A 23,329-nucleotide genomic window follows, 5' to 3' on the forward strand; every position below is an offset into this window, starting at 1 on the left:
CAGGCCTCCGTATCTAGGACGCCTGATGGAGGAAGACATCATGCCGACTCAACCGTCGACACCCGCCGCATCGCTCGCGTTGCACGACAAAGCGCTCGACGCCCACGCGTCGCCGCATTCCCGCGCGCAACGCTACCTGCAACTGCTGCTGCTCGTGATTGCCGCGGGCGCGATCTACCCGATGCTGTATCTGCGGCAGGTGTACCAGCCGACGATGCTGCAGTTCTTCCATATCGACGACGTGCAGCTCGGCTACCTGTATTCGTCGCTCGGCACGATCTTCCTGATCAGCTATTTGCCGAGCGGCTGGCTTGCCGACCGCCTGTCGCCGCGCTGGCTGATCTGCTTCTCGCTGCTCGCCACCGGCGCGCTCGGACTCGTCTACGCGACCGGGCCGTCGTTCGACATGCTGGTGCTGATCTTCGGCGGCTGGGGGCTGACCACCGGCCTCACGTTCTGGGCCGCCGTGATCAAGCGCGTGAACATGATCGCGGGCCCCGACGAACAGGGCCGTTTCTTCGGCCTGCTCGACGGCGGGCGCGGCCTCGTCGAGGCGCTGCTTGCGACGATCGCGATCACGCTGTTCGCGTACGTGACGCAGGCGCGCGGCGGCACCGATGCAGCCGGCTTCAAGCTCGTCGTCCACCTGTACGCGTTCTTCTGCATCGCGCTCGGCGTGCTGCTCGCGCTGGTGAAGGACCAGGCGAGCACGCGCGACCGTGCAGCGTCCGAGAAGCGCACCAAGGGCAACGTGCTGAACGACCTGAAGACGCTCGCGGCGATCCCCGAGCTGTGGCTCGTCGCGGCGATCGTGTTCTGCGGCTACCAGGTGTTCTGGGCAACCTACAGCTTCTCGGCGTACCTGCACGAAGGCAATTTCGGGCTGAGCGCGACAGCGGCCGGCTTCATCACGACGCTCAAGCTGTGGATGCGCCCCGTCGGCGGCATCGGCGGCGGCTTCCTCGGCGACCGCGTGTCGAAGGTGTCCGTGCTGTTCTGGGCGCTGGTGCTCGCCGCCCTGTCGCTCGTCGGGCTGATCGCCGCGCCCGCGCACAGCCCGCAGGCCATGCTCGTCGTGCTGGTGCTGTTCATCGGCATCCTCACCTACGCGATCCGCGGCCTGTACTGGTCGCTGCTCGACGACTGCAAGGTGCCGACGCATTGCGCGGGCCTCGCGATCGGCCTGATCTCGGTGCTCGGCTATTCGCCGGACGTGTTCGTGCCGCTGATCAACGGCTACGTGACGCAGACCTACCCGGGCGCGCACGGCTACCAGCTCTATTTCGGCTATATCGCGGCCATCGCGCTCTGCGGCGCGGGCGCCGCCGCGTTCCTCAAATATCGCCTCAACCGCATCCAGGAGTCCGCATGAAGATCGTTTCGCTCGAAACCCATATCGTCGCCGTGCCGCCGCCGCATGTCGGCGGGATGTACTGGATCTTCGTGAAGCTGAAGACGGACGACGGCATCGAAGGCGTCGGCGAGATCTACTCGGCGACGTTCGGCCCGAAGGCAATGGCCCCGATCATCGACGACGTGTTCGAACGCCATCTGCTGAACCGAGATCCGCATCACGTCGAACGGCTGTTCCGCCAGGCCTATTCGAGCGGCTTCACGCAGCGCCCCGATCTCACGATGATGGGCGTCGTCAGCGGCCTCGAGATGGCCTGCTGGGACATCATCGGCAAGGCGGCCGGCAAGCCGGTGTATGAACTGCTCGGCGGGAAGATCCACGAGCGGCTGCGCTCGTACACGTACCTGTACCCAAAGAACGCGAAGGGCGAATACGACTACGACGATCCCGACCTCGCGGCCGAATGCGCGGCCGAGAACGTGAAGCTCGGCTTCACGGCCGTCAAGTTCGACCCGGCCGGCCCGTACACGGCCTTCTCGGGCCATCAGCTGTCGCTCGAAGTGCTCGACCGCTGCGAGCTGTTCTGCCGCAAGGTGCGCGAAGCCGTCGGCAGCAAGGCCGACCTGCTGTTCGGCACGCACGGGCAGATGGTGCCGTCGTCGGCGATCCGGCTCGCGAAGCGGCTCGAGAAGTACGACCCGCTGTGGTTCGAGGAGCCGGTTCCCCCCGGCCAGGAAGAAGCGATCGCACAAGTCGCGAAGCACACGTCGATTCCGATCGCGACCGGCGAGCGCCTGACGACCAAGTACGAATTCCACAAGCTGCTGCAGGCGGGCGGTGCATCGATCCTGCAGCTGAACGTCGCGCGCGTGGGCGGCCTGCTCGAAGCGAAGAAGATCGCGACGCTCGCCGAAGTGCACTACGCGCAGATCGCGCCGCACCTGTACAACGGCCCGGTGGGTGCAGCAGCCAGCATCCAGCTCGCGACCTGCACGCCGAACTTCCTGATCCAGGAAAGCATCATGACGTGGGGCGGTTTCCACGCGGAAGTCGTGAAGACGCCGATCCGCTGGGAAGACGGCTACATCATCCCGTCGAACGAGCCGGGTCTCGGCATCGAGCTCGACATGGACGTCGTGCGCCGTCACACGCCGTACACCGGCGAACGCCTTCACCTGCAGATGGGCGAGCACCCCGTCGACGTGAAGGATCTCGCCCCCGCGAAGGGCTGAGCGCAAAGGACAGACATGAGCTACGACTACATCATCGTCGGCGCGGGCTCGGCCGGCTGCATCCTCGCGAACCGCCTGAGCGAATCGGGCCGGCACTCGGTGCTGCTGCTCGAAGCGGGCGAACGCGACGCGTCGTTCTGGTTCAAGGTGCCGGTCGGCTTCACGAAGACCTACTACAACCGCCGCTACAACTGGATGTACTACAGCGAGCCCGAGGCGCAGCTCGCCGATCGCAAGCTGTACTGCCCGCGCGGCAAGGTGGTCGGCGGATCGGGCTCGATCAACGCGATGGTCTACGTGCGCGGCCAGCGCAGCGACTACGACGACTGGGCGAACGCCGGCAATCCGGGCTGGGCGTACGACGACGTGCTGCCGTACTTCCGCAAGCTCGAAACCCACGCGGCCGGCACGACCGATCCGCAGCATCATGGCTCGACCGGGCCGATCCACATCACGTCGATGAAGGCCGACGTGCATCCGATCGTCCACGAGTTCCTGAAGGGTTGCAGCCAGCTGAACCTGCCGCGCACCGAGGATTTCAACGGTGCGCAGTTCGAAGGCGCGGGTATCTACGACCTGAACACGAAGCACGGCGAACGCTGCTCCAGCAGCTTCGCGTACCTGCGTCCCGCGCTGGGCCGCGCGAACCTCACGCTGCGCTCGGGCGTGCTCGTGCGGCGCGTGACGTTCGACGGCACGCGTGCGACCGGCGTAGTCGTCGCGGGTGAGCACGGCGACGAAACGCTCGTGGCCACGCGCGAGGTCATTCTCGCGGCCGGTGCGGTCGATACGCCGAAGCTGCTGCAACTGTCGGGCGTCGGCGATCCGTCGCTGCTCGCGCGCCAGCGCGTGCCGCTCGTGCATGCGCTGCCGGCCGTCGGCCGCAACCTGCAGGACCACCTGTGCGTGAGCTTCTACTTCAAGGCGAACCGCCCGACGCTGAACGACGAAATGGGTACGCTCATCGGCAAGATGAAGATCGGGCTGCGCTACCTGCTGACGAAGCGCGGCCCGCTCGCGATGAGCGTGAACCAGGCGGGCGGCTTCTTCCGCGGCACGGATGGTGCGCAGGAACCGAACATCCAGCTCTACTTCAACCCGCTGTCGTACCGGATCCCGAAGAGCGACCGCGCGAGCATCAAGCCCGAGCCGTATTCGGGTTTCCTGATCGCGTTCAACCCGTGCCGGCCGACGAGCCGCGGCACGATCGAGATCGCGTCGAACCGCGCGGAAGATGCCGCGAAGATCCACATCAACGCGCTCACTACGCAGAAGGATCTCGACGAGGCCGTGCAGGGCAGCAAGGTGATCCGGGCGCTGATGCGCGCGCCGGCGCTGAAGTCGATGACCGTCGAGGAAATCTCGCCGGGGCCGCAGGTCGATTCAGACGAAGCGATGCTGCAGTATTTCCGCGAGCAGTCGGGTTCGATCTACCACCTGTGCGGCTCGTGCGCGATGGGGCCGGACGCGGCAACGTCGGTGGTCGATGCGGCGCTGCGCGTGCACGGGCTGCAGGCGCTGCGGATCGTCGATGCGTCGGTGTTCCCGAACATCACGTCGGGCAACATCAACGCGCCGACGATGATGGTCGCGGAGAAAGGCGCGGATCTGATTCTGGCGGATGCGGTGCGGGCGGAAATGGCCGGCGTGCAATCGACGCGACGTGAGACGGTCGTGCAATAACACGGTGCCGGCAGGTTCGACGGCCGCCGCCGCCGAGCGTCATCGGTTCGTAGCGTCGACGACCTGCCGGCACACGTTCACGATCAGGTCCCGCAGCCCCGCATGCACCGCATCGCGTTCGAAGCGCGGATGCCACATGATCGAGATCGCGAGCGCCGGGGTCGCGACCGGCAGGTCGAACGTCACGACGTCGTGCCGGGCCTGTGCGGTGTGCTTCTCGGGCACGTGGGCGATCCAGTCCGAGCGCTGGGCGAGCTCGATGCCCGACTTGAAGTTCGGCACCACCGCGATGACGTTGCGCTCGCGCCCCTGCTCGCTCAGCGCATCGTCGATCGGCCCGTGAAAGCGTCCCTTGCGCGACACGCTGATGTGCGGCACGGACAGGTAAGCATCGAGCGTCATCCGGCGCCGCGCCAGCCGATGCCCCTTTCGCAGCACGCCGACCATGCGGTCGTCGAACAGCTTGCGGATCATGATCTCCGGCCCCGTCTCGCCGACCACGCCGATTTCGATATCGACTTCCCCGCTGCGAAGGCGCGCCACGGTCTTCTCGTGCTTCGGCAGGAAGCGCAGCCTCGCATGCGGCCACGCATCGTGCGCCTGCGCGATGATGGGCACCGCAAACGAATCGATGAAACCGTCGTTCGCGCTGATGTTGAACACGCGCTGCGCGTCGATCGACCGGTGCTGCGCGCCGAGCAGCAGTTCCACATCCTGCAGGATGCGGTCGAGCGGCTCCTTCAGCCGCCGCGCCGTTTCGGTCGCCACCATGCCCTTTCCCGCGCGCACCAGCACCTTGTCGCCGATCGCGTCCTGGACACGGGCGAGGGTCCGGCTCATCGCGGACGGACTCAGATCGAGACTGCGTGCCGCACCCGACACGCTTTCCTCATCGATCAGCGCTTTCAGCGCCAGCAGCAGGTTCAGGTCGATCCGGTTCAATGCCGCGCTCCTCGCAGATTTGCATCGGATGCATCATATATCTGCCAAACCTGCACTGTACACACACCCTCCTCGCTCCTACCATTCGGGCAATCGAACGGAGGAACGCATGGAGACGACACAGGCGCACGACGAGCCATTGCGCGAGTCGCTGCTACGGGACTGGCAGGACCACACGAAGCAGCCGACCACGGTCGCGGCCCGCTTGCGGGAGCGGCTTGCGTTCCCGATGGGGGAACAGGATCTCGTCGAACTGGCGGCGCTCGCGACGCATGTATTCGGCGAGCATCTCGGCGACTGGCAGGCGGGAATGGGCTATCTCGACCAACTCATGGACGCGCATGACGACGTCCCGGCCGATTCGCTCCGGCGCATCGACCGCCAGCATGCGGTGCTCGAACGACTGGAGGACGTGAATGCGTCGCTCGACAGGTTCGACGCCGACGATCGCGTCTACATCACGGCGCTCGCACTTCCCGCGATCACGCTGCAGCGATCGGTGGAGGAAGCAGAAACGGCCTTCGCCGAAGCGATGCAACTGCTCGCGTCGAACGACTGCCATGCGTACCGCCGGCTGTTCGGCGTGGTGACGGCCAATCTCGTGTGCGACCTGCTGGATCGTTCGGCGTTGTCGGCCGCCAGACGGCGCCTGCTCATCGTGCTCGCGGAGAAAAGCCATGCGCTCTGGCTTCAGGAAGGCGACGAGACGGACCGGGAGAAGTCCGCGTTTCGGCTGATGCAGAGTTACCAGAAATGCCGGATGCCTGAGAATTACAGAAGCGGGCGCTATCCGCGATATGGGTCGATCGAGCCGTAAGCGCAAACGGCGCACGGGCCGGAACGCAGCGCCGTGCGCTGGCGGGTTGAGCTAATCCGCAATCGTGACCTGGATCGTCCCGACTGCAACGTGTGGGACATCGCCCTCGCCAACTATCCGGTCTGCCCCTGCGGCGTGCGGCGTCTCAGTCATGCAGACGCGGCGCGCAGCCGCCATCAACCGTCTTCGAATATGAGGCGCCGCGGTCGTTGAACTGCGGGCCGATCCATCCGCCTCTCGCATTGCCTCTCGCCTCCCGCCCATCTTCGATTGTTGTCGGTCGAACAACACGATGTGTGCATTCGCGGTGCTTCCGCCTTTCATCCCCCTGACTACAATCCGTCTCACGCCCGGTTGAAAGGCGAGCGAAGCGGAACGCGCGAAATTCGTGGTCGTGCTCGTGAACCGCACTCTGCAATGCGACTTACCCCACTTGATAAAGAGGACTCTTGATGATGAGCGAAACCACCCGCAATGTTCAGCCGGTTATCTCCGACCTCGGCAAGGAAGGTTCAGGCGAACTCGTGCCGTCCCGCTACGCCGTCCGCGTGGGTGACGTCGACGTCGTGCTGATCAGCGACGGCATTCTGCCGCTGCCGACCTCCACCATGTCCACCAACGTGAGCGAAGCGGACCGCAATGCCTGGTTCGATGGCCGTTTCCTGCAACGCGACATGTTCGACTGGGCGCTGAACGTCGCGCTCGTGCGCAGCGGCGACCGCCTGATCCTGATCGACTCCGGCGTGGGCGACGGCTTCGAATACTTCACGCGCGCCGGGAAGTCGGTGATGCGTCTGGAATCGGCCGGCATCGACTTGTCCGCGATCACCGATATCGTGATTACCCATATGCACATGGATCACGTCGGCGGACTGAACGTCGACGGCGTCAGGGCCAGGCTGCGCCCGGACGTGCGCATTCACGTATCGGCCGCGGAAGTGGCGTTCTGGAAAAATCCGGACTTCAGCAAGACGGTGATGCCGGAAACGGTGCCGCCGGCACTCCGCAAGGCGGCCGAGAAGTTCGTGGCGCTCTACGGCGAAAACATCGTCCAGTTCGATCAGACCGTGGAAGTCGCCGCAGGCGTGTCGGCGCGCGTGACGGGCGGGCACACGCCCGGGCACTGCGTCGTGGACATCGCATCGAATGGCGAGAAGCTGACGTTCGCGGGCGATGCGATCTTCGAAGTCAACTTCGATCATCCCGAGTGGCAAAACGGCTTCGAGCACGATCCTGAAACGGCGGCCGCCGTGCGTATCGCGCTGTTCAATGAAGCCGCCGAGACTGGCGCGCTGCTGGCCGCCGCGCATGTCGCGTTTCCGTCCATCGGTCATATCGCAAGGAACGGCGACGGATTCCGGTTCGTGCCGGTTCTGTGGGATTACTGATCACTGAAAGGCTCTCGGCGATCGTGACGGGACCGGCGCATGTCCACGAGACTTGAGACGGCTTCTTGCAGACGATCACGAGTCGTCGCCGTGGCACCGGCAAAAAAAAGCACGCCGCATATCGCGGCGTGCCGTTCTTCATGCCCCCGCCCCGGCTTCCCGCAGGGAACGGCCGTCGTTCAATTCACGCTCGAACGCTTCTCCACGAACCTTCTCACATAGTCATCCGCCGGCCGCGACAGGATATCGTCCGGCGTCCCGACCTGCACGAGCGTACCGTCACGCAGAATCGCGATCCGGTCGCCGATCCGCAGCGCTTCGTCGAGATCGTGCGTGATGAACACGATCGTCTTCGACAGCGTCGTCTGCAGTTCGAGCAACTGATCCTGCATCTCGGTACGAATCAGCGGATCGAGCGCGGAGAACGCCTCGTCCATCAGCAGCACGTCCGTATCGGCCGCCAGCGCGCGCGCCAGCCCGACACGCTGCCGCATCCCGCCCGACAGCTCGTCCGGATAGTGATCGCCATAGCCGTCGAGCCCGACCTTCGTCAGCCAGTTGCGCGCCGCCTCGGCCGCATCGTGCCGCTTCTCGCCGCGCGTGCGCAGCGCATACGCGGCGTTGTCGAGCACGGTCTGGTGCGGCAGCAGCCCGAAGTTCTGGAACACCATGCTGACCTTGAAGCGGCGCAGTTCGCGCAGCCCGTGCGCATCGAGCTTGATCACGTCGCTGCCGTCGATCACGATCTCGCCGGCCGTCGGCTCGATCAGCCGGTTGAAGTGCCGCACGAGCGTCGATTTCCCGGAGCCCGACAACCCCATGATCACGAAGATCTCGCCCGACTCGATGCCGAGGCTCACGTCGTTGAGCCCGACGTTGCAGCCTGTTTCGGCCAGCACCTCGGCCTTGCGCTTGCCCGAGCGCAGCAGGTCGAGCACGCGCGCATGCGCGGCGGGCGGCCCGAACAGCTTGTACACGTGTTTGACGTCGATGGTCGCCATGTCTGTCTCCGTTCCTATGCACGCGACGACTGCGTCGCCTGATTCGAATCGACGCCCGCCGACTGCGCCTTGCGCGGCAGCCGGTACGGCACGCGCGACGCGCCCTTCTGCCGGCGCTGCTGCGCGAGCCGCCGCCGGGCGCGACGCTCCTGGCCGAAGCCCTGGCTGATCCGGTCAATCACGATCGCGAGAATCACGATCGCGAGGCCGGCCTGCGTGCCCTTGCCGACGTCGAGCGTCTGGATGCCCGCGAGCACATCCTCGCCGAGCCCGCGCGAGCCGATCATCGACGCAATCACGACCATCGACAGCGCCATCATCGTCGTCTGGTTGATGCCGGCCATGATGCTCGGCCGCGCGAGCGGCAACTGCACGTTGACGAGCAGTTGCCAGCGCGTCGTGCCGAACGCACGCGCGGCTTCCGTCACGTCCGGATCGACCTGGCGGATGCCGAGATCGGTCAGGCGGATCAGCGGCGGCAGCGCGTAGATGATCGTCGCGAGGATCGCGGGCACCTTGCCGAGGCCGAACAGCATCAGCACCGGAATCAGGTACACGAAGCTCGGCAATGTCTGCATCACGTCGAGCACGGGCAGCAGCATCCGGCGCAGCCAGGCGCTGCGCGACGCGAGGATGCCGACCGGCACGCCGATCGCGACCGACAGCACCGTCGAGACGAGCATCAGCGCGAGCGTCTGCATCAGCTTGTCCCACAGGCCGAAACAGCCGATCGCGTACAGCAGCAGCATGAAGAGCACGCCGAGGCCGATGCGGCGCGTCGCATTCCACGCGATCGCGCCGACGACCAGCAGCACGAGCCACGGCGGCGCCACGCGCAGCGCGCCTTCGAGCGGCACGAGCAGGTAGCGCAGCACCAGCACGCTGAAGTGATGGAAGCCGTCGCCGTATTGCGCGACGAACGTCTCGAGCGCGCTGTTCACCCAGTCGGCGATCGACAGGTGCAGAAAGAAGCCGTTCATCTTGGTTCTCCGTCGCGCCGCGAAGGCGCGTGACGGCGGCGGCAGGCGCGGGCCCGCCGCCGCGCGCAGGTTACGCGCCCTTCAGGCTGCCGGCGATCTTCTGCGCGACGTCGGCCGGCACCCACTGCTTCCACATGTCCTGGCGGGTCTTCAGGAACTGCGTGGCCATCGCCGCGCCGTCGATCTTCTTCGTGGTCATCTCGAGGATCGTCTGGTTCAGGAAGTCCATCGGGAAACGCACCTTGCCGAAGACGCCGACGAGATCGGGGTTCGCATCCGCGAACGGCTTCGACACGCCGACCGTCAGCCGCGACACCATGTATGACGACGCGCACTGGTGCGTGCTGCTCTCGTCGCGCAACGTCTTCCAGCATGCTTCGTTATAGGCCGGCATCTTCAGCGCGGTGAACTTGTATTTCGCCATCAGCGCGGCCGGGCCCCAGTAATAGAACACGATCGGCGCGCCGCGCTGGTACGCGGACGCGATCGCCGCGTCGAGCGCCGCACCGGTGCCCGGGTGGAAGTTCGTGTACGACTGGTCGAGCTTCAATACGCGCAAGAGGCGCGTGTTCACGCGCTCGCAGTCCCAGCCCGTCGGGCAGTTCAGGAAGCGGCCTTTGTCCGGCTCCTCTTCGTCCGCGAACACCTGCTTGTACTTCGGCAGATCGTCGACCGACACGAGCCCCGGCGCGACCGGCTTGATGTTGCGCGCCGGATCGCCCTTCACCACGTAGTCGGGCACGAACCAGCCTTCGGTCGTGCCGCCCGGCAGCGTGTCGCCGATCAGCTTCACGGCGCCCGACGAGACGGCCTTCGCGGTGATCTCGCTGCGGCCCGTCCACTGCTCGGCCCAGATCTGCAGGTCGTTGCGCGCGAGCGCCGTTTCGGTGGCGGCCGTGCTGCCCGGCACGACGTCCGTCTTGCAGCCGTAGCCCTTCTCCATGATCTGCCGCAGCACTTCGGTCGCGAACGACCCGCTCTCCCACGTGATGCCCGCGAAATGGACCGTCTTGCCGTCGGCGCACGCGCCGCCGGCCGCGTGGGCGGCAGGCGCGGACAGGATCGCCGCGGCGGCGAGAAGGACCGTTTTCAGTCGTCGAATCTGCATGGTGGGTCGTCTCCAAATCGAATCTGTTGTTTGTGCGTCGCGGCATGCGCGGCGACCGGCGAATCGTGAATGCATCCACGTCCGGTCAGCCTGCATGTTTCCGCCGCCAATTTGTTTAGGGAAACGAGTAATTCCGATCATTGCTATCGGCAGCGTCAATCGATCTCCGGGCATCCGGCCAGGCCCGCCAGACGGGCTTCACGGCCGATTTTCCGAGCTTGCGCAGGCCCCTGCGCGCGCAGCGACGCGACCTCGCGCGGCGCCTGCCCGGCTCGCCGCGAGCCACGACGCCGCCCACCCCGTTTCGACTGTCGAAACGGCCTGTCGCGCCCCCATTGGCGAACCCGATCCCATCCATCGAAATTACTCGCTTTCGATTCCTTTTCGGCTTGGGAAGAATGCGCGGTGTCATCGGAGGAGACACGACCCGACGCTGCCGGTTGCCGCGCCGCCGCGCCTTGCGCGATCCGGCGCCGCACGCGCTGCGCAGGGTCGCCCCGGATGACGGGGCGCACCTCGCCGGACGCGCCCACGACAACCGATACAAGCTGGATATCCCGGAGATCTCTCAATGAAAAAGACCCTGACGGCGCTCGCCGTAACGGCAACCTTCGCAGCCCCCGTGTTCGCGCAAAGCAGCGTCACGCTGTACGGCGTGATCGACGAAGGCCTGAACTACACGAACAACGTCGGCACCGGCCACGTCTACGAAATGGCGAGCGGCTACGCGCAGGGCAGCCGCTGGGGCCTGAAGGGCAGCGAGGATCTCGGCGGCGGCATGAAGGCGATCTTCCAGCTCGAAAACGGCTTCGACGTGAACACGGGCCGGCTCAACCAGGGCGGCCGCATGTTCGGCCGCCAGGCCTACGTCGGCCTGAGCCAGACCCAGTACGGCACGCTGACGTTCGGCCGCCAGTACGACTCCGTCGTCGACTATCTCGCGCCGACCACGGCCAACGGCAACTGGGGCGGCTACCTGCTCGCGCACCCGTTCGACAACGACAACACCGACAACTCGTTCCGTCTCGACAACACGGTGAAGTACGCGAGCCCGAACTTCGGCGGCTTCCAGTTCGGCGGCGCCTACAGCTTCAGCAACAGCACGAACTTCTCGGACAACCGCGCGTACAGCTTCGGCGCGCAGTACCAGAACAACGGCCTGCTGATCGGCGCTGCGTACCTGCAGGCGAACCACCCGGGCGACGGCTCGGCGGGCGCGATCACCGCGAACGACGCGAGCTATATCGCCGAGCGCATGCGCGTGTTCGGCGCGGGCATCAACTACACGTTCGGCCCGGCAACGGTCGGCTTCGCGTACACGAACTCGAACTACAAGAACCCGACCGGCAACGGCTACCTCGGCACGCCGGGCGCGATCATCGCCCCGGGCGCGACGGTCAGCGCGATCAAGTACCAGAACTTCGAGGTGAACGGTTCGTACCAGATCACGCCGGCGTTCATGGTGGGCGCGCAGTACGTGCTGTCGCTCGAGAAGTACGACGCATCGACCGGCGACGCGAAGCCGAAGATCCACTCGGTCGGGCTGATGGCCGACTACAACCTGTCGAAGCGCACCGACGTGTACGTGCAGGCCGCGTACCAGCACATCGCCGGCGACAAGACGAACTCGATCCTCGACAACGCGTTCATCCCCGGCACCGACGCACCGTCGTCGACGTCGAACCAGGTGGCCGTGCGCCTCGCGCTGCGCCACAAGTTCTGACGCAACCCGGTTCTCCGTTCTTCACGCGACACCCGCGCGGGTCTGCCCGAGGTGTCTTTGCCCGCCCGCAGGCGCAAGCCTGCCGGCGGGCTTTTTCATGGCGCCTCGCCGCTTTGCAGCGCGCGTGCGCGACAGCGGCTGCCCCGTCGAACCGGACCCACACGTTCGACGGCCTCGCGAGAATCCACGACAATCGCTTTCAGCCTTTCATGTCTGCGGGTGCCCGTCTCGATCCCACGCCCGGCCGATACGCTCGCGAGGCCTGCGCTGTCCGTCCGGCGTCGCAATCCGCGCCGCGCCCGGATCGATCGACGATCAGCGCAAGCGGCATGAAGGCCGTTCGCGCTTGCGCATTACTCACAATAGTTTGCAGTTTTGCGTCAAGCCGGTCGATATGATCCGACTGTCACGATCGAATCGGTGCCGGCCCATGCAATCCTGCGGCCGCGCGCCGCAAAGAGCCTGAACGGCTCGACGAACATAACGCATCGGGGGCCACGGCAATGGAGCGCAATACAGACCAAGAATCACACGGCGCCGCCGGCTTCTGGCGACGCACCGCCGCGTTTGCGATCGATTCAATCCTGCTCGGCTTGATCGGGCTGGCAATCGCGATCCTGTTCTTCGATGCCCTGTCGACGATTGGCGAATGGGGAAGGCTGATCGGCTTCCTGATCGGGTCCATCTACTTTGGCCTGCTCGAGGGCGGGCATCGGCACCAGTCGCTCGGCAAGCGGGTCATGAATATCCGTGTTGCCGATAGCGCCACCCCCGACGGCTCCGGTCCCGGGTACGTTCGCGCCTGGGCACGGTACGCGCTGATCGCCGTTCCGCTGACACTCGGCGGCATCAGCTTTATCGACCTGCCCGCGCTTCACGATCCGGGCATGGCATGGCTCGCCACGGCAAACGGCACGATCGTCTTCTTCTGGGGCCTGGCATTGCTGTATCTGTTCGTTTTCAACAGGCCGAGCCGCCAGTCCGTACAGGATCTGCTCACCGCCAGCAGGGTCGTGCATGTCGCGGCGCCCGTCGAGGATACCGCTCCGGTTGGCCGGAAACACTGGGCGATCCTGGCCGTCCTTGGCCTGCTTCTGTTCGTCGGCAGTCGTTTTGCCACAACGCGGCTGATCGATGACGATCGCATGGCCGATATCCACCAGATCCAGCGTGCGACATCCACCGTTCCGGGCGTGATCCAGAGCGGTGTCTGGATCGGCAACAGGCGCGTCGTCGGCCCGGCGGGCCAGCCACCGCAAGCGATCGCCACCCTCACCGTGCTCACGAGCACGCCGGCGCTGATGAACAAGGTCGGGGCGACCGCTGTCGCGCACGCAGCGCTGGCCTCATCGGCCTGGCTGCGACAACAGGATCTCGTCAACGTGGTGAGCGTCCGCGCGGTCAATCTCGGCATTGCGACATGGCGAACCCAGTTTTTCATGGGTCGCTCGCCTGCGGAATGGACCGCGATGGCCGGCACCGGGTCGACGTGAGGAAGCAAAAATGAGTGACATCGGCATCGACCTGCCGCTCTGGATCGTCCCGGTCATTTACGGCGCCATCTACTGGCCATTGACGCTATTTTTCGGGGCCCTCTGCCTGTATGTCGGCGTGACGCGCCTGCGCGGCATCGGCCGAATCGCCTTCACCGTCATCGCACTCCCGCTCATCGCCGTAGCGTGCCTCGGGATCTACTACGCGATCGCCGGATATTGAGCAGCGGCGCATTGCATGCGTGATCGCACGATATCCGCGAAGATCCGGGCGCGATCCCGTCATCGCGGCTCGTGATGCGCCAGCCCGCCCCGTCAACCGTGACAGGTCGACAGACGGCGATACGTCGATACACTGTGCGCCACCCCACCCGAAGGAGTGTCACTTGAAGCACTGGCGCCGCGCGCTGTTCACCTTCGCCGCCGGCCTGCTGGCCGCCTCGACGTCCCATGCCCGCCCGATCTGCACCGTCGTCGCCGACGCCGCCACCGGCCAGGTACTCGTGCAGCAAGGCGACTGCGCGACCCGCGTGACGCCGGCGTCGACGTTCAAGGTCGCGATCAGCCTGATGGGCTTCGATGCGGGCGTCCTGAAAGACGCGCACACGCCGACGCTCGACTTCCACGCCGGCTACCCCGACTGGGGCGGCGCGCCGTGGCGCGAGCCGACCGACCCGGCGCGCTGGATGAAGCTGTCGGTGTTCTGGTACTCGCAGCAGGTCACGCAGGCGCTCGGGCAGGCGCGCTTCCAGCGGTACACGAACGCATTCGGCTACGGCAATGCGGACGTGACCAGCCAGCAGGGCGAACTGAACGGCGTGATGGGCGCATGGGTCAACGCGTCGCTGCGTATCTCGCCGCTCGAACAGGTCGGCTTCATGCGCAAGATCGCGAACCGGACGCTGCCCGTCAGCGCGCACGCATTCGACATGACCGAGCGCATCACGCTGATCGACACGCAGCCCGACGGCTGGGTCGTGCACGGCAAGACGGGGACCGGGTCGCCGGGGCGCAAGTACGATGCGTCGCACGCATACGGCTGGTTCGTGGGGTGGGCGGCCAAGGGGCCGCGCAAGCTGGTGTTCGCGTACCTGATGCAGGACGACAAGCGGCAGACGCCGAATGCCGGCCTGCGCGCACGCGATACGTTCCTGGCGACGCTACCGGCCCTCGCCGAACCGGGCAGGCCGCAATGAGCACCGGGCCGCGCAACGCGCGGATCGACCTGCTGCGCGGCGTGTCGATCGTGCTCGTCCTGCTGCATCACTTCAACATCCCCTACTCGCTGCGCGACACGTCGCTCGCGCGCCTGATCGGCTGGGATGCGGTGCATGCTGTGGCGCGCAACGGCAACTACGGCGTAACGATGTTCTTCGTGATTTCCGGCTACCTGATCACGTCGAATGCGCGCCGCCGCTGGGGCAGCCTCGGCGCGGTCGACGTGCGCGCGTTCTACGTGTCGCGCGTCGCACGCATCGTCCCGTGCCTGCTTCTGCTGCTCGCGCTCGTCAACGGCCTCGCGGCAGCCGGCGTGCCGATCTTCCAGAACCATGCGCCGGAAGGCATCGCCGTGTCGTTCTGGCTCGTGAATCTCGCGTCGCTGACGTTCTGGATGAACGTGCTGATCGGCGCGTACGGATGGGTCAACTACGCGCTCGGCGTGCTGTGGTCGCTGTCGGTCGAAGAGGTGTTCTACCTGTCGTTTCCGCTGCTGTGCATCGCATTGCGCCGCGATGCGCGGCTGGCCGCGTTCTGGGTGGTCATCGCCGCGATCGGGCCCGTGTACCGCTTCACGCACGCCGGCGACGAAGGCGGGTTCCTCTATGCGTACTTCGCGTCGTTCGACGGGATTGCGATTGGCTGCTGCACCGCGCTGCTGGCCGAACGCATGAACGGGCAGCGGCTGGCCGCGCCGCTCGTGCAGTGGCTCGTCGCGTCAGCGATGGCCGCGCTTTATCTGGCCTGGCCGATCGCGGAAAGCCATGTCGCCGGCGTCACCGCGATGGCGCTCGGCACGGCCGTGCTGCTGATCGGCGCGCACGTCAACGGCGAGCGCGTGCAGGGCCGCCTGCTCGCGCCGCTGCACCGGGCCGGCAAGCTCAGCTATGAGCTGTACCTGTTCCACCTGATCGTGCTCGGCGGGCTGCGTACGATCTGGCCGCCGTCGGCCACGCACGGCGACACGAAGCTGCTGTTGCTGATTGCGTATCTGGCGTTGTCGGCCGCTCTGAGCGCGGCGATCGCGCGCGGCTACGCGACACCGCTCGACCGCTACATCAAGCGGATCGCGTCGCGGCCTTCCGCGCGCGTGCCGGACGGCGCGCGCTTCTAGCATGTCATCGGCAATGGCTGCCGGTCAGCCATAAAAAATCGGCCAGGGCCCGGCCGTATCGCTTGACGATACCGGCCGGCCTGACCGCAAGCCCCGCGTACAGACGGTCAAAATCGCCGATCAGTCGAGATAGTCCGCGTATTCCTTGCGCGTATAGCTGGCGAGCGTCTGCCACGGCAACGTCTCGCGCCGCGCGGCCGGCGCCGGCGTCAATGTCAGCTTGCGCACGACACGGCCGTCGGCGCTCCGGTATTCGACCGACAGCGGCGCCTGCAGCGTCTCGTTCCACAGGATCCGGTTCACGCCGCGCGCGCCGGGTGTGTCGACCGCCTGCTCGTACCAGCGGGTACCGGGCGTGTCGCCGCGCTTCGCGACCGCGAGCCGCTTCAACTGCGACGGCGGTGTGACGTAGTACGCGTTGTCCCACGATCCGTCGAAGCCCGTGGTTTCGTACTCGGCCGGCGGCACGCTGACGACCGTCCGGTTCGCCGTATCGACGTACTCGATGCGCGCCGTCTTGCCGTCGTAGGTCACGTGCCGCGCGGCTGCCTGGAAGTTGAAGTGCTTGTGGCCCGCGTGGGCGGCGGCCGGCTGCACGCCGGTGCGAGCGCCCGCGTCGTGATCATGGTCATGATCGTCACCATGACCACCTGCCGCCGCGACGGGCAGCACGCGTTCGACCCACACGTGAGCGTCGCGCCGCACCATCCGTTCGCGATACATCGTCGTGCGCGTCACGCCGTCGGCCGACACCGTACGGCTTTCGTGCAGCAGCACGGCGTCGAGATCGGCCGCTGCAAGGGCCGGCAGCGCAACCCACCCGGAAGCGAGCGCGCAGAGAAGCTGACGTTTCATCGGGCGTTCCCGTTCCTCAAGCAGTCAACGGATTCAGAAACCGAACGCCGAGCGCACGAGACCGAACACCTTCGTGTTGTCGATCGTGCCCTTGAACGCCTTCGCGTCCGCGCCGTCGGCGAACAGCATCACGTCGCCGCCGCCGTGCGTCTCCGAGCCCGCGCTGCCCATCCGCACGCCCACTTCCTGCAGATACGCCTCGTTCGTCGCGGTGGCCGAATCGACCGACGCGCGCACGTTCGGCCGGTTCGCGCCGTTGCCGAACACGAGCGTCGTGTAGGTGTTGCCGTCGGCGTCCTTGCTCGGCTGGCCGTCGCGATAGTTGCGGCTGATGTCGAGAATCGGGTTGCCGCGCTTCGAATAGCCGTTGATCGTCATCGTGTGGTCGTGGTCGGCCGTCACGACGATCAGCGTGTTCGACAGGTCGACCTTCGACAGCGCGACGCGGATCGCTTCGTCGAACGCCGCCGTGTCTTCCAGCGCGCGCTTCGCGTTGGTGCCGTGCAGCGCGTGATCGATCCGGCCGCCTTCGACCATCAGGAAATAGCCGTTCGAATTCTTCGACAGCACGTCGATCGCCTTCGACGTCATCTCCGCGAGGCTCGGCTGCGTCGGACCTTCGCCCTTGCCCGCGACGCGGTCGAGTTCATACTCCAGATGGCTCGTCGAACTGAAGAGGCCAACCAGCTTGCCGTTGCCGGCCTGCGCGAGCTGATCCTTGTTCGCGACGACCGTGTAGCCCTTCGCCTTCATCTCGTTGAGCAGGTTGCGGCCGTCCGCACGCCCGCGCTTGTTGGCCACCGGATCGAACGGCGTCCAGTGGTTGCGGCCGCCGCCCATCAACACGTCGACGCCGTCGCCGAGCGCCGCGTTGTAGCCTGCGCCGCCCGGCGACGCCTGCGCGGCGATGTCGTACTGCGCATCGCGATGGCAGATGTGCGAATAGGTCGCGGCAGGCGTCGCGTGCGTGAGCTCGGTCGTCGTGATCGCACCCACCGCCTTGCCGCGCGCTTTCGCGAGCTCCAGCAGCGTCGCGACCGGCTGGCCGTTGCCCGTCACGCAGTTGTTGACGGTCTTGTTGCCGTTGGCGTCGTTGCCCGGCGCGACCGCGCGCGTGTCGGACGACATCGACAGCACTTCGTTGTTCATCTTCACGCCGGTCATGTACGCGGCCATCGACGGCGCGCTGTCGGTCGTCTGCGCGTCGTTCGAGAAGGTCTTGACGCGCGCGGTGCGAGCCAGCTTCTCCATCGTCAGTTGTCCCGACTCACCGACCTTGTAGATCCGGCTCGCCGTCACGGTCGTCGGCCCCATGCCGTCGCCGAGAAAGAAAATCACGTTCTTCGCCTGGCCGGCGGCCTGCGCCGCGCCGCATGCGAAACCCGCGACGGCCAGCGCCGCCGCGATGCACTTGATGGTCGACATCCTGTATTCCCCTGTACCCGTATGGTCGGCGCTCACAGCTGCACCGCGTTGCGCACCAGCTCGAACACCTTGTTGTTCTCGATCACGCCGTGGAATGCATCCGCGCCGCGGCCGATCGCACCGAGGAACACATCGGTGCCGCCGTGCGTCTCGTTGCCCTTGTCCATGCGCACGACCGCCTCCTGGCGATAGTCGTCGGCGCCCGTCACCGCATCGGTGAGTGCCGTGCCCGCACGGCTGCCCTGCACGCGGTTCTCGCCGTTGCCGAAGCCGATGATCGTGTACGGCGCGCCGTCCGCGTCCTTCGCGACCGCACCCGTCTGGTAGCTGCGCAGCACGCCCAGCACGCCGGGCTTGCCCGCCTCGGTCTTGCCGGTGCGCGCCGCATAGCCGTTCAGCACCAGCGTGTGATCGTGGTCGGCCGTGACGACGATCAGCGTGTTCTTCAGGTCGGGATCGGTCTTGCGCACCTTGTCGATCGTGGCCTTGATCGCGTTGTCGAACGCGACCGTGTCCTGCAGCGCGCGCTTCGCATTGGTGTCGTGCAGCGCGTGGTCGATCCGGCCGCCCTCGACCATCAGGAAATAGCCGTTCGGGTTCTTCTGCAGCACGTCGAGCGCGCGCGTCGCCATGTCGGTGAGGCTCGGCTCCTTGGTCGCGCCGCGATCGAGGTCGTAGCTCATGTGGCTCGACGAGAACAGGCCGACCAGCTTGCCGCCCTTCGTCGCGTCGGCAGCCAGCAGGTCGTCGCGGTTCTGCGCGACCGCATAGCCCTTCGCCTTCAGCTCGTTGACCAGGTTGCGCCCGTCGGTACGCTTGCCGCCGCCGTCCTTCGGCACGAAGAATTGCGTGCCGCCGCCGAGCACGACGTCGACGCCGTCGCCCAGCGCGCCGTTGTAGCCCGCACCGCCCGGCACGAGCTGCGCGGCGATGTCGTTCTCGGCGTCGCGATGGCACACGTGTGCATACGTCGCCGCGGGCGTCGCGTGCGTGACGCGCGTGGTCGTCACGACCCCGGTGGCCAGCCCCTGCGCCTTCGCGATCTCGAGCAGCGTCGTCGCCGATTTGCCGTTGTTCGCGCCGCAGTTGCCGGTGAGGCTCGCGGTCGGCTCGATCGCCTTCGTGTCGGGCGACATCGAGATCACTTCGTTGTTGGTCTTGACGCCGGTCATGTACGCCGACATCGACGGTGCGCTGTCCGTCACCTGCGCATCGTTGGAATAGGTCTTCACGAACGCGGTTTCCGGCAGCGTGTCGATCGTCAGCGCGCCGTCTTCACCGACCGCAAAGATGCGCGCGGCCGTCAGCGTCGTGATCCCCATGCCGTCGCCGAGGAAGAAGATCACGTTGCGCGCGGCCAGCGGCTTCGTGGGGCCGGGCGCCGTGCTGGTCGGGCCGTCGTCGCTGCCGCATCCGGCAAGTGCAAAGGCGCCCGCACACAGCAGCGCCGCCAGTTTGATTCGATTCATGTTGCCGGTTCCCCCCGCCATTGATGCTTTCGAAATGAAAGGCGATGGTAGGAACCTGATGTGACGACAATATGAATGGTAATTGGAAGGTATAGAAGGATTTATGAAAGGCGCAAGCGAGGCGCCGCGATCGGGCGCCCCGCGCGCAGCGGCATCATTCCGCGTGTTCGGCGGTGACGCTGCGCACGGTCACGATGCGCGCAGGCGGTATGTTTGCCCACACGATCCGGCTGCCGCAGGCAACAAATGCCGAATCGCCGAGCGGATGACGGCCAGGCGGCCGCAGGTCGTACGTGAACTGGATCATCACGCCGTCGGCCGACAGCACGCGATGGCATTGATCGACGATCGCCGCCACATCCTGACGCGGCAGCGTGCGCAGCGGCAGGCACGACACGATCGCGTCGACGCGCGCCTCGGGCGGCAGCAGCCGCTCGAGCTGTCGCGCGTCGCCCGACACGATCGAGATGCCCGGAAAGCGTCGCCGCAGATGCTGGACGAACGCCGGCGAACGCTCGACCACGACGAGCCGCCGTGGCGCGACGCCGCGTTCGAGCAACGCCGCGGTGATCGCGCCGGTGCCGCCGCCGAGCTCGACGACCAGCCCGTCGCCGTCCGGCACCGCATCGGCCATCTCGCGCGCCAGCTGCCGCGAACTCGGGCACAACGCGCCCACCGCGGCCGGACGGCCGACCCACTCGCGCACGAACAGTGCCGAGACACGCCACGCGTTCGGCCACATCATGGGCAGCCCTCGAGCAGTTGCGCCGTCGGCCTCGATGCGTCGGCGGCTTCGTGAAACAGGGCTACGGCGACACGGGGTTTCGGCATGCGCATCCTCCTGGACGAATCGGTCCGTCGCAGGAAGAGCGACGTTCAAATCGATTCTAGGAAACGCAAACTTAAGGCGACGTGAAGATTGTCCCTGATTCCGCTGATCAATTCGTGCCCGATCGGCCGCCGGATGCCCGGTCAGCGATCGATACGCTGCTGGAAGTGCGCGGGATAGCGCTCGCCGACGATCCTGATCTGCTGCAGCGCGGTCTCGATCGCAGCGAGATCGTCGGCCGTCAGCACGACTTCCGCCGCGCCCACGTTCTCGTCGAGCCGGTGCAGCTTCGTCGTGCCCGGAATCGGCACGATCCACGGCTTGCGGGCCAGCAGCCAGGCCAGCGCGATCTGCGCGCGCGTCACGCCCTTGTCGGTCGCGATCCGGCCGAGCAGATCGACGAGGCCCGCGTTCGCGTTGCGGTTTTCCTCCGAGAAGCGCGGCACGACATTGCGGAAATCGTTCTCCGCGAACGTCGTGTTCGCATCGATCGCGCCGGTCAGGAAACCTTTACCGAGCGGGCTGAACGGCACGAAGCCGATCCCGAGTTCCTCGAGCGTCGGCAGGATCCGCGCCTCCGGCTCGCGCCACCACAGCGAATATTCGCTTTGCAGCGCGGCGACCGGCTGCACCGCGTGCGCGCGACGAATCGTCTGCTCACCGGCTTCCGACAGCCCGAAATGCGCGACCTTGCCTTCGCGGATCAGGTCCTTGACCGTGCCGGCCACGTCCTCGATCGGCACGTTCGGATCGACGCGATGCTGATAAAACAGATCGATGCGATCGATCTTCAGCCGCTTCAGCGCCGCGTCGGCCACGTCGCGGATATGCGACGGCCGGCTGTCGACACCCTTCATCGCCTGGCCGTCCTCGAAGCCGAACTTGGTGGCGATCACGACCTCGTCGCGAAACGGCGCGACCGCCTCGCCGACCAGCTCCTCGTTGACGAACGGGCCATACGCTTCCGCCGTGTCGAAGAACGTCACGCCGCGCTCGAACGCGGCACGGATCAATGCGATGCCGCTCGCGGTGTCGGTCGCGGGGCCATAGCCGTAACTCAATCCCATGCAGCCGAGCCCGATTGCCGAGACTTCGAGGCCGCTCTTACCAAGCATGCGTTTTTGCATGACGCTCTCCTGCTGAAGATGAAAAGGTTCGACTGAATGCCGAGGAAGCCAGTGTAGGTTGATGGATAGCGCTCAACAATCGGCGTACCATTTCATGCGTTCCTGAGGAAAATTCACAAATGCTCCGCACCGGCATCGGCGAACTGACGACCTTCATCACGATCGCGGAACAGCGCAGCTTCAGCGGTGCGGCGCGCATCCTGGGTGTATCGCCGTCGGCGCTGAGCCATGCGGTGCGTCACCTCGAAGCGCGGCTCGGCGTGCGCCTCTTCAACCGCACCACGCGCTCCGTCGCGCTGACCGAGGCCGGCGAGCAGCTGCTGCTGCGCGTGCGGCCCGCGGTGGTCGATCTCGAAGATGCGCTGAACGACGCAGCCACTGCCCGCAACCGTCCGTCCGGCCAGATCCGGATCAGTGCATCGGAAGCCGCTGCGCGCCCGTTGATCCGGCATGTGCTGCCCGCGTTCGTCGCACGCTATCCGGACATCCATGTCGAGTTCGTCACCGATTCGCGGCTGATCGACATCGTCGAGCATGGCTTCGACGCCGGCATCCGCGTTCATGAAGACGTGCCGCGCGACATGATCGCGGTGAAGTTCGGCGATACGATCCGCTTCGTCGCGGTGGCGTCGCCCGACTACCTGTCGCGACACGCGCTGCCGGCGCGGCCGCAGGATCTCGTGGATCACCGGTGCATCCGCTACCGGTTCGAAAGCGGTGCGCTCTATCGATGGGATCTGATCCGCAAGGGCAAGCGCGTCAGCGTGGATGTCGACGGGCCGATGACGCTCGGCAACCAGGGGCTGATGATCGATGCCGCGCTGGCCGGCATCGGCATTGCGTGGGTCACGGAATCGCGCGTAGCCGAGCACGTCGCCGCCGGGCGGCTCGTGCGTGTGTTGCCGGAATGGAGCCAGGATTTCGGCGCGCTGTGCCTCTACTATCCGGCGAACCGGCATCCGCCGGCGGCGCTGCGGCTGTTCGTCGAGGCCGTGCGCGAGTGGGTGGCGGCCGGGCGCGAAGCGACGCCGGCCTGAGCGCAGGCGCAGGCAAACACACCGGAACATCCTCGCGGGGCTGATGCCGTGCCGCTCGGCGCACGAATCCTGCCTGCCCGCCCCTTAACGCGTGGCGCGCATCAGGATGTTCGCGAACGGCAAACCTTCGTCATCCTCATCGCGACGCGAAACTTCCTCGAAGCCGAGCCGCGCATAGAACGCGCAGGCATCGCGATTGTCGGCGTACACCTCCAGATCGAGTGCGCCCTTGAGCGCGAGCGCATGCTCGACCAGCGCGCGGCCGATCCCGTTGCCCTGCATTGCCGGCGCGACAAACAATCCCCCGATCGAACCATCGAGCAGCCCGATAAACCCGACCGGCTCGCCGGTCCGACACGCGACCCAGGTTTCCGCCTGGGGTAGATAAACCGTTTCGATCAGCGCGCGCTGCTCGCGCAGCCGCGCCTCGCCGAGAAACGGATGCGCGAGCCGCGACGCATCGAACCAGATGGCCGACAGCGTGTGCAGGTCGGATGCCTCGTAGGCACGAATCTCGATTGCCATATTTTTGTG

Annotated in this window: 21 protein-coding genes; 11 read left to right on the forward strand and 10 right to left on the reverse strand. The window is 66.2% G+C overall.

The features are described 5' to 3' along the window. Positions 1 to 40 precede the first annotated feature (40 nt). From BCEP18194_RS36895 to BCEP18194_RS36905, 3 genes are read left to right on the forward strand one after another with little or no spacing between them, the layout of a single operon-like run. Positions 41 to 1,372 (forward strand): MFS transporter, encoded by a 1,332-nt coding sequence (locus BCEP18194_RS36895; protein WP_041493675.1) that lies wholly within the window; start codon positions 41 to 43, stop codon positions 1,370 to 1,372. Continuing rightward, the gene (locus tag BCEP18194_RS36900; RefSeq protein WP_011356427.1) at positions 1,369 to 2,586 is read left to right on the forward strand and encodes a mandelate racemase/muconate lactonizing enzyme family protein; all 1,218 of its coding nucleotides are present in this window, start codon (positions 1,369 to 1,371) and stop codon (positions 2,584 to 2,586) included. Before BCEP18194_RS36895 ends, BCEP18194_RS36900 begins: the two co-directional genes overlap by 4 nt. A 15-nt stretch (positions 2,587 to 2,601) precedes the next feature. Further along, positions 2,602 to 4,269 (forward strand): GMC family oxidoreductase, encoded by a 1,668-nt coding sequence (locus tag BCEP18194_RS36905; RefSeq protein WP_011356428.1) that lies wholly within the window; start codon positions 2,602 to 2,604, stop codon positions 4,267 to 4,269. Positions 4,270 to 4,308: 39 nt separating this feature from the next. On the opposite strand, the gene BCEP18194_RS36910 is transcribed toward BCEP18194_RS36905, so the two are convergent. Then, complete coding sequence (locus tag BCEP18194_RS36910; protein ID WP_011356429.1) at positions 4,309 to 5,211, reverse strand: LysR substrate-binding domain-containing protein; 903 nt, start codon at positions 5,209 to 5,211, stop codon at positions 4,309 to 4,311. A gap of 139 nt (positions 5,212 to 5,350) precedes the next feature. Here BCEP18194_RS36910 and BCEP18194_RS36915 point away from each other — a divergent pair, with 139 nt between their 5' ends. After that, positions 5,351 to 6,028, forward strand: coding sequence for a hypothetical protein (locus BCEP18194_RS36915; protein WP_157687417.1), 678 nt, complete (start codon positions 5,351 to 5,353; stop codon positions 6,026 to 6,028). 455 nt (positions 6,029 to 6,483) lie between these two features. After that, positions 6,484 to 7,416 (forward strand): MBL fold metallo-hydrolase, encoded by a 933-nt coding sequence (locus BCEP18194_RS36920; RefSeq protein ID WP_041493676.1) that lies wholly within the window; start codon positions 6,484 to 6,486, stop codon positions 7,414 to 7,416. A 179-nt stretch (positions 7,417 to 7,595) separates the two neighbouring features. Here the strand turns inward: BCEP18194_RS36920 and BCEP18194_RS36925 are convergent, their stop codons facing one another. From BCEP18194_RS36925 to BCEP18194_RS36935, 3 genes are all read right to left on the reverse strand, one after another. Beyond that, positions 7,596 to 8,417 (reverse strand): quaternary amine ABC transporter ATP-binding protein, encoded by an 822-nt coding sequence (locus BCEP18194_RS36925; protein WP_011356433.1) that lies wholly within the window; start codon positions 8,415 to 8,417, stop codon positions 7,596 to 7,598. Positions 8,418 to 8,431: 14 nt separating this feature from the next. Next, a complete protein-coding gene (locus tag BCEP18194_RS36930; protein ID WP_011356434.1) occupies positions 8,432 to 9,397 on the reverse strand; it encodes an ABC transporter permease in 966 nt (321 codons plus the stop codon). 70 nt (positions 9,398 to 9,467) lie between these two features. Further along, positions 9,468 to 10,505 (reverse strand): ABC transporter substrate-binding protein, encoded by a 1,038-nt coding sequence (locus BCEP18194_RS36935; RefSeq protein ID WP_011356435.1) that lies wholly within the window; start codon positions 10,503 to 10,505, stop codon positions 9,468 to 9,470. 571 nt (positions 10,506 to 11,076) lie between these two features. Here BCEP18194_RS36935 and BCEP18194_RS36940 point away from each other — a divergent pair. The 5 genes from BCEP18194_RS36940 (at position 11,077) to BCEP18194_RS36960 (ending at position 16,053) form a co-directional block, all read left to right on the forward strand. Further along, positions 11,077 to 12,228 (forward strand): porin, encoded by a 1,152-nt coding sequence (locus BCEP18194_RS36940; RefSeq protein ID WP_011356436.1) that lies wholly within the window; start codon positions 11,077 to 11,079, stop codon positions 12,226 to 12,228. A gap of 503 nt (positions 12,229 to 12,731) precedes the next feature. Next, positions 12,732 to 13,721: an RDD family protein gene (locus BCEP18194_RS36945; RefSeq protein WP_011356437.1), complete on the forward strand. Its 990-nt coding sequence runs from the start codon at positions 12,732 to 12,734 to the stop codon at positions 13,719 to 13,721. Positions 13,722 to 13,731: 10 nt separating this feature from the next. Continuing rightward, positions 13,732 to 13,944 (forward strand): hypothetical protein, encoded by a 213-nt coding sequence (locus BCEP18194_RS36950; RefSeq protein WP_011356438.1) that lies wholly within the window; start codon positions 13,732 to 13,734, stop codon positions 13,942 to 13,944. A 163-nt stretch (positions 13,945 to 14,107) separates the two neighbouring features. After that, positions 14,108 to 14,917, forward strand: coding sequence for an OXA-1043 family class D beta-lactamase (gene blaOXA, locus BCEP18194_RS36955; protein ID WP_011356439.1), 810 nt, complete (start codon positions 14,108 to 14,110; stop codon positions 14,915 to 14,917). Beyond that, complete coding sequence (locus BCEP18194_RS36960) at positions 14,914 to 16,053, forward strand: acyltransferase family protein (RefSeq protein ID WP_011356440.1); 1,140 nt, start codon at positions 14,914 to 14,916, stop codon at positions 16,051 to 16,053. The genes blaOXA and BCEP18194_RS36960 overlap by 4 nt, the downstream gene beginning before the upstream one ends. Before the next feature lie 120 nt (positions 16,054 to 16,173). Here the strand turns inward: BCEP18194_RS36960 and BCEP18194_RS36965 are convergent, their stop codons facing one another. From BCEP18194_RS36965 to BCEP18194_RS36985, 5 genes are all read right to left on the reverse strand, one after another. Continuing rightward, a complete protein-coding gene (locus BCEP18194_RS36965; RefSeq protein WP_011356441.1) occupies positions 16,174 to 16,908 on the reverse strand; it encodes a hypothetical protein in 735 nt (244 codons plus the stop codon). A gap of 33 nt (positions 16,909 to 16,941) precedes the next feature. Then, positions 16,942 to 18,333: an alkaline phosphatase gene (locus BCEP18194_RS36970; RefSeq protein ID WP_011356442.1), complete on the reverse strand. Its 1,392-nt coding sequence runs from the start codon at positions 18,331 to 18,333 to the stop codon at positions 16,942 to 16,944. Between the two features lie 32 nt (positions 18,334 to 18,365). Further along, positions 18,366 to 19,802 (reverse strand): alkaline phosphatase, encoded by a 1,437-nt coding sequence (locus BCEP18194_RS36975; RefSeq protein ID WP_011356443.1) that lies wholly within the window; start codon positions 19,800 to 19,802, stop codon positions 18,366 to 18,368. Positions 19,803 to 19,956: 154 nt separating this feature from the next. Continuing rightward, positions 19,957 to 20,547 carry a class I SAM-dependent methyltransferase gene (locus tag BCEP18194_RS36980; protein WP_011356444.1) on the reverse strand — a complete coding sequence of 197 codons (591 nt, stop codon included), beginning with the start codon at positions 20,545 to 20,547 and terminating at the stop codon, positions 19,957 to 19,959. A gap of 227 nt (positions 20,548 to 20,774) precedes the next feature. Then, positions 20,775 to 21,758: an aldo/keto reductase gene (locus tag BCEP18194_RS36985; RefSeq protein WP_011356445.1), complete on the reverse strand. Its 984-nt coding sequence runs from the start codon at positions 21,756 to 21,758 to the stop codon at positions 20,775 to 20,777. A 119-nt stretch (positions 21,759 to 21,877) separates the two neighbouring features. Here BCEP18194_RS36985 and BCEP18194_RS36990 point away from each other — a divergent pair, with 119 nt between their 5' ends. Then, on the forward strand, positions 21,878 to 22,795 hold the full coding sequence (locus BCEP18194_RS36990) for a LysR family transcriptional regulator (protein ID WP_011356446.1): 918 nt from the start codon (positions 21,878 to 21,880) through the stop codon (positions 22,793 to 22,795). Between the two features lie 84 nt (positions 22,796 to 22,879). On the opposite strand, the gene BCEP18194_RS36995 is transcribed toward BCEP18194_RS36990, so the two are convergent. Next, a complete protein-coding gene (locus BCEP18194_RS36995) occupies positions 22,880 to 23,320 on the reverse strand; it encodes a GNAT family N-acetyltransferase (RefSeq protein WP_011356447.1) in 441 nt (146 codons plus the stop codon). Positions 23,321 to 23,329: the final 9 nt, after the last annotated feature.

Source organism: Burkholderia lata, assembly GCF_000012945.1.
GTDB lineage: Bacteria > Pseudomonadota > Gammaproteobacteria > Burkholderiales > Burkholderiaceae > Burkholderia > Burkholderia lata.

What these genes read in the sequence shown, in the direction of transcription:
- BCEP18194_RS36930 (WP_011356434.1), bottom strand. Translation starts at nt 9,397, where the DNA reads ATGAACGGCTTCTTTCTGCACCTGTCGATCGCCGACTGGGTGAACAGC.
- BCEP18194_RS36920 (WP_041493676.1), top strand. Translation starts at nt 6,484, where the DNA reads ATGAGCGAAACCACCCGCAATGTTCAGCCGGTTATCTCCGACCTCGGC.
- BCEP18194_RS36935 (WP_011356435.1), bottom strand. Translation starts at nt 10,505, where the DNA reads ATGCAGATTCGACGACTGAAAACGGTCCTTCTCGCCGCCGCGGCGATC.
- BCEP18194_RS36960 (WP_011356440.1), top strand. Translation starts at nt 14,914, where the DNA reads ATGAGCACCGGGCCGCGCAACGCGCGGATCGACCTGCTGCGCGGCGTG.
- BCEP18194_RS36950 (WP_011356438.1), top strand. Translation starts at nt 13,732, where the DNA reads ATGAGTGACATCGGCATCGACCTGCCGCTCTGGATCGTCCCGGTCATT.
- BCEP18194_RS36995 (WP_011356447.1), bottom strand. Translation starts at nt 23,320, where the DNA reads ATGGCAATCGAGATTCGTGCCTACGAGGCATCCGACCTGCACACGCTG.
- BCEP18194_RS36905 (WP_011356428.1), top strand. Translation starts at nt 2,602, where the DNA reads ATGAGCTACGACTACATCATCGTCGGCGCGGGCTCGGCCGGCTGCATC.
- BCEP18194_RS36990 (WP_011356446.1), top strand. Translation starts at nt 21,878, where the DNA reads ATGCTCCGCACCGGCATCGGCGAACTGACGACCTTCATCACGATCGCG.
- BCEP18194_RS36980 (WP_011356444.1), bottom strand. Translation starts at nt 20,547, where the DNA reads ATGATGTGGCCGAACGCGTGGCGTGTCTCGGCACTGTTCGTGCGCGAG.
- BCEP18194_RS36970 (WP_011356442.1), bottom strand. Translation starts at nt 18,333, where the DNA reads ATGTCGACCATCAAGTGCATCGCGGCGGCGCTGGCCGTCGCGGGTTTC.
- BCEP18194_RS36985 (WP_011356445.1), bottom strand. Translation starts at nt 21,758, where the DNA reads ATGCAAAAACGCATGCTTGGTAAGAGCGGCCTCGAAGTCTCGGCAATC.
- BCEP18194_RS36940 (WP_011356436.1), top strand. Translation starts at nt 11,077, where the DNA reads ATGAAAAAGACCCTGACGGCGCTCGCCGTAACGGCAACCTTCGCAGCC.
- BCEP18194_RS36925 (WP_011356433.1), bottom strand. Translation starts at nt 8,417, where the DNA reads ATGGCGACCATCGACGTCAAACACGTGTACAAGCTGTTCGGGCCGCCC.
- BCEP18194_RS36945 (WP_011356437.1), top strand. Translation starts at nt 12,732, where the DNA reads ATGGAGCGCAATACAGACCAAGAATCACACGGCGCCGCCGGCTTCTGG.
- BCEP18194_RS36895 (WP_041493675.1), top strand. Translation starts at nt 41, where the DNA reads ATGCCGACTCAACCGTCGACACCCGCCGCATCGCTCGCGTTGCACGAC.
- BCEP18194_RS36965 (WP_011356441.1), bottom strand. Translation starts at nt 16,908, where the DNA reads ATGAAACGTCAGCTTCTCTGCGCGCTCGCTTCCGGGTGGGTTGCGCTG.
- BCEP18194_RS36900 (WP_011356427.1), top strand. Translation starts at nt 1,369, where the DNA reads ATGAAGATCGTTTCGCTCGAAACCCATATCGTCGCCGTGCCGCCGCCG.
- BCEP18194_RS36975 (WP_011356443.1), bottom strand. Translation starts at nt 19,802, where the DNA reads ATGAATCGAATCAAACTGGCGGCGCTGCTGTGTGCGGGCGCCTTTGCA.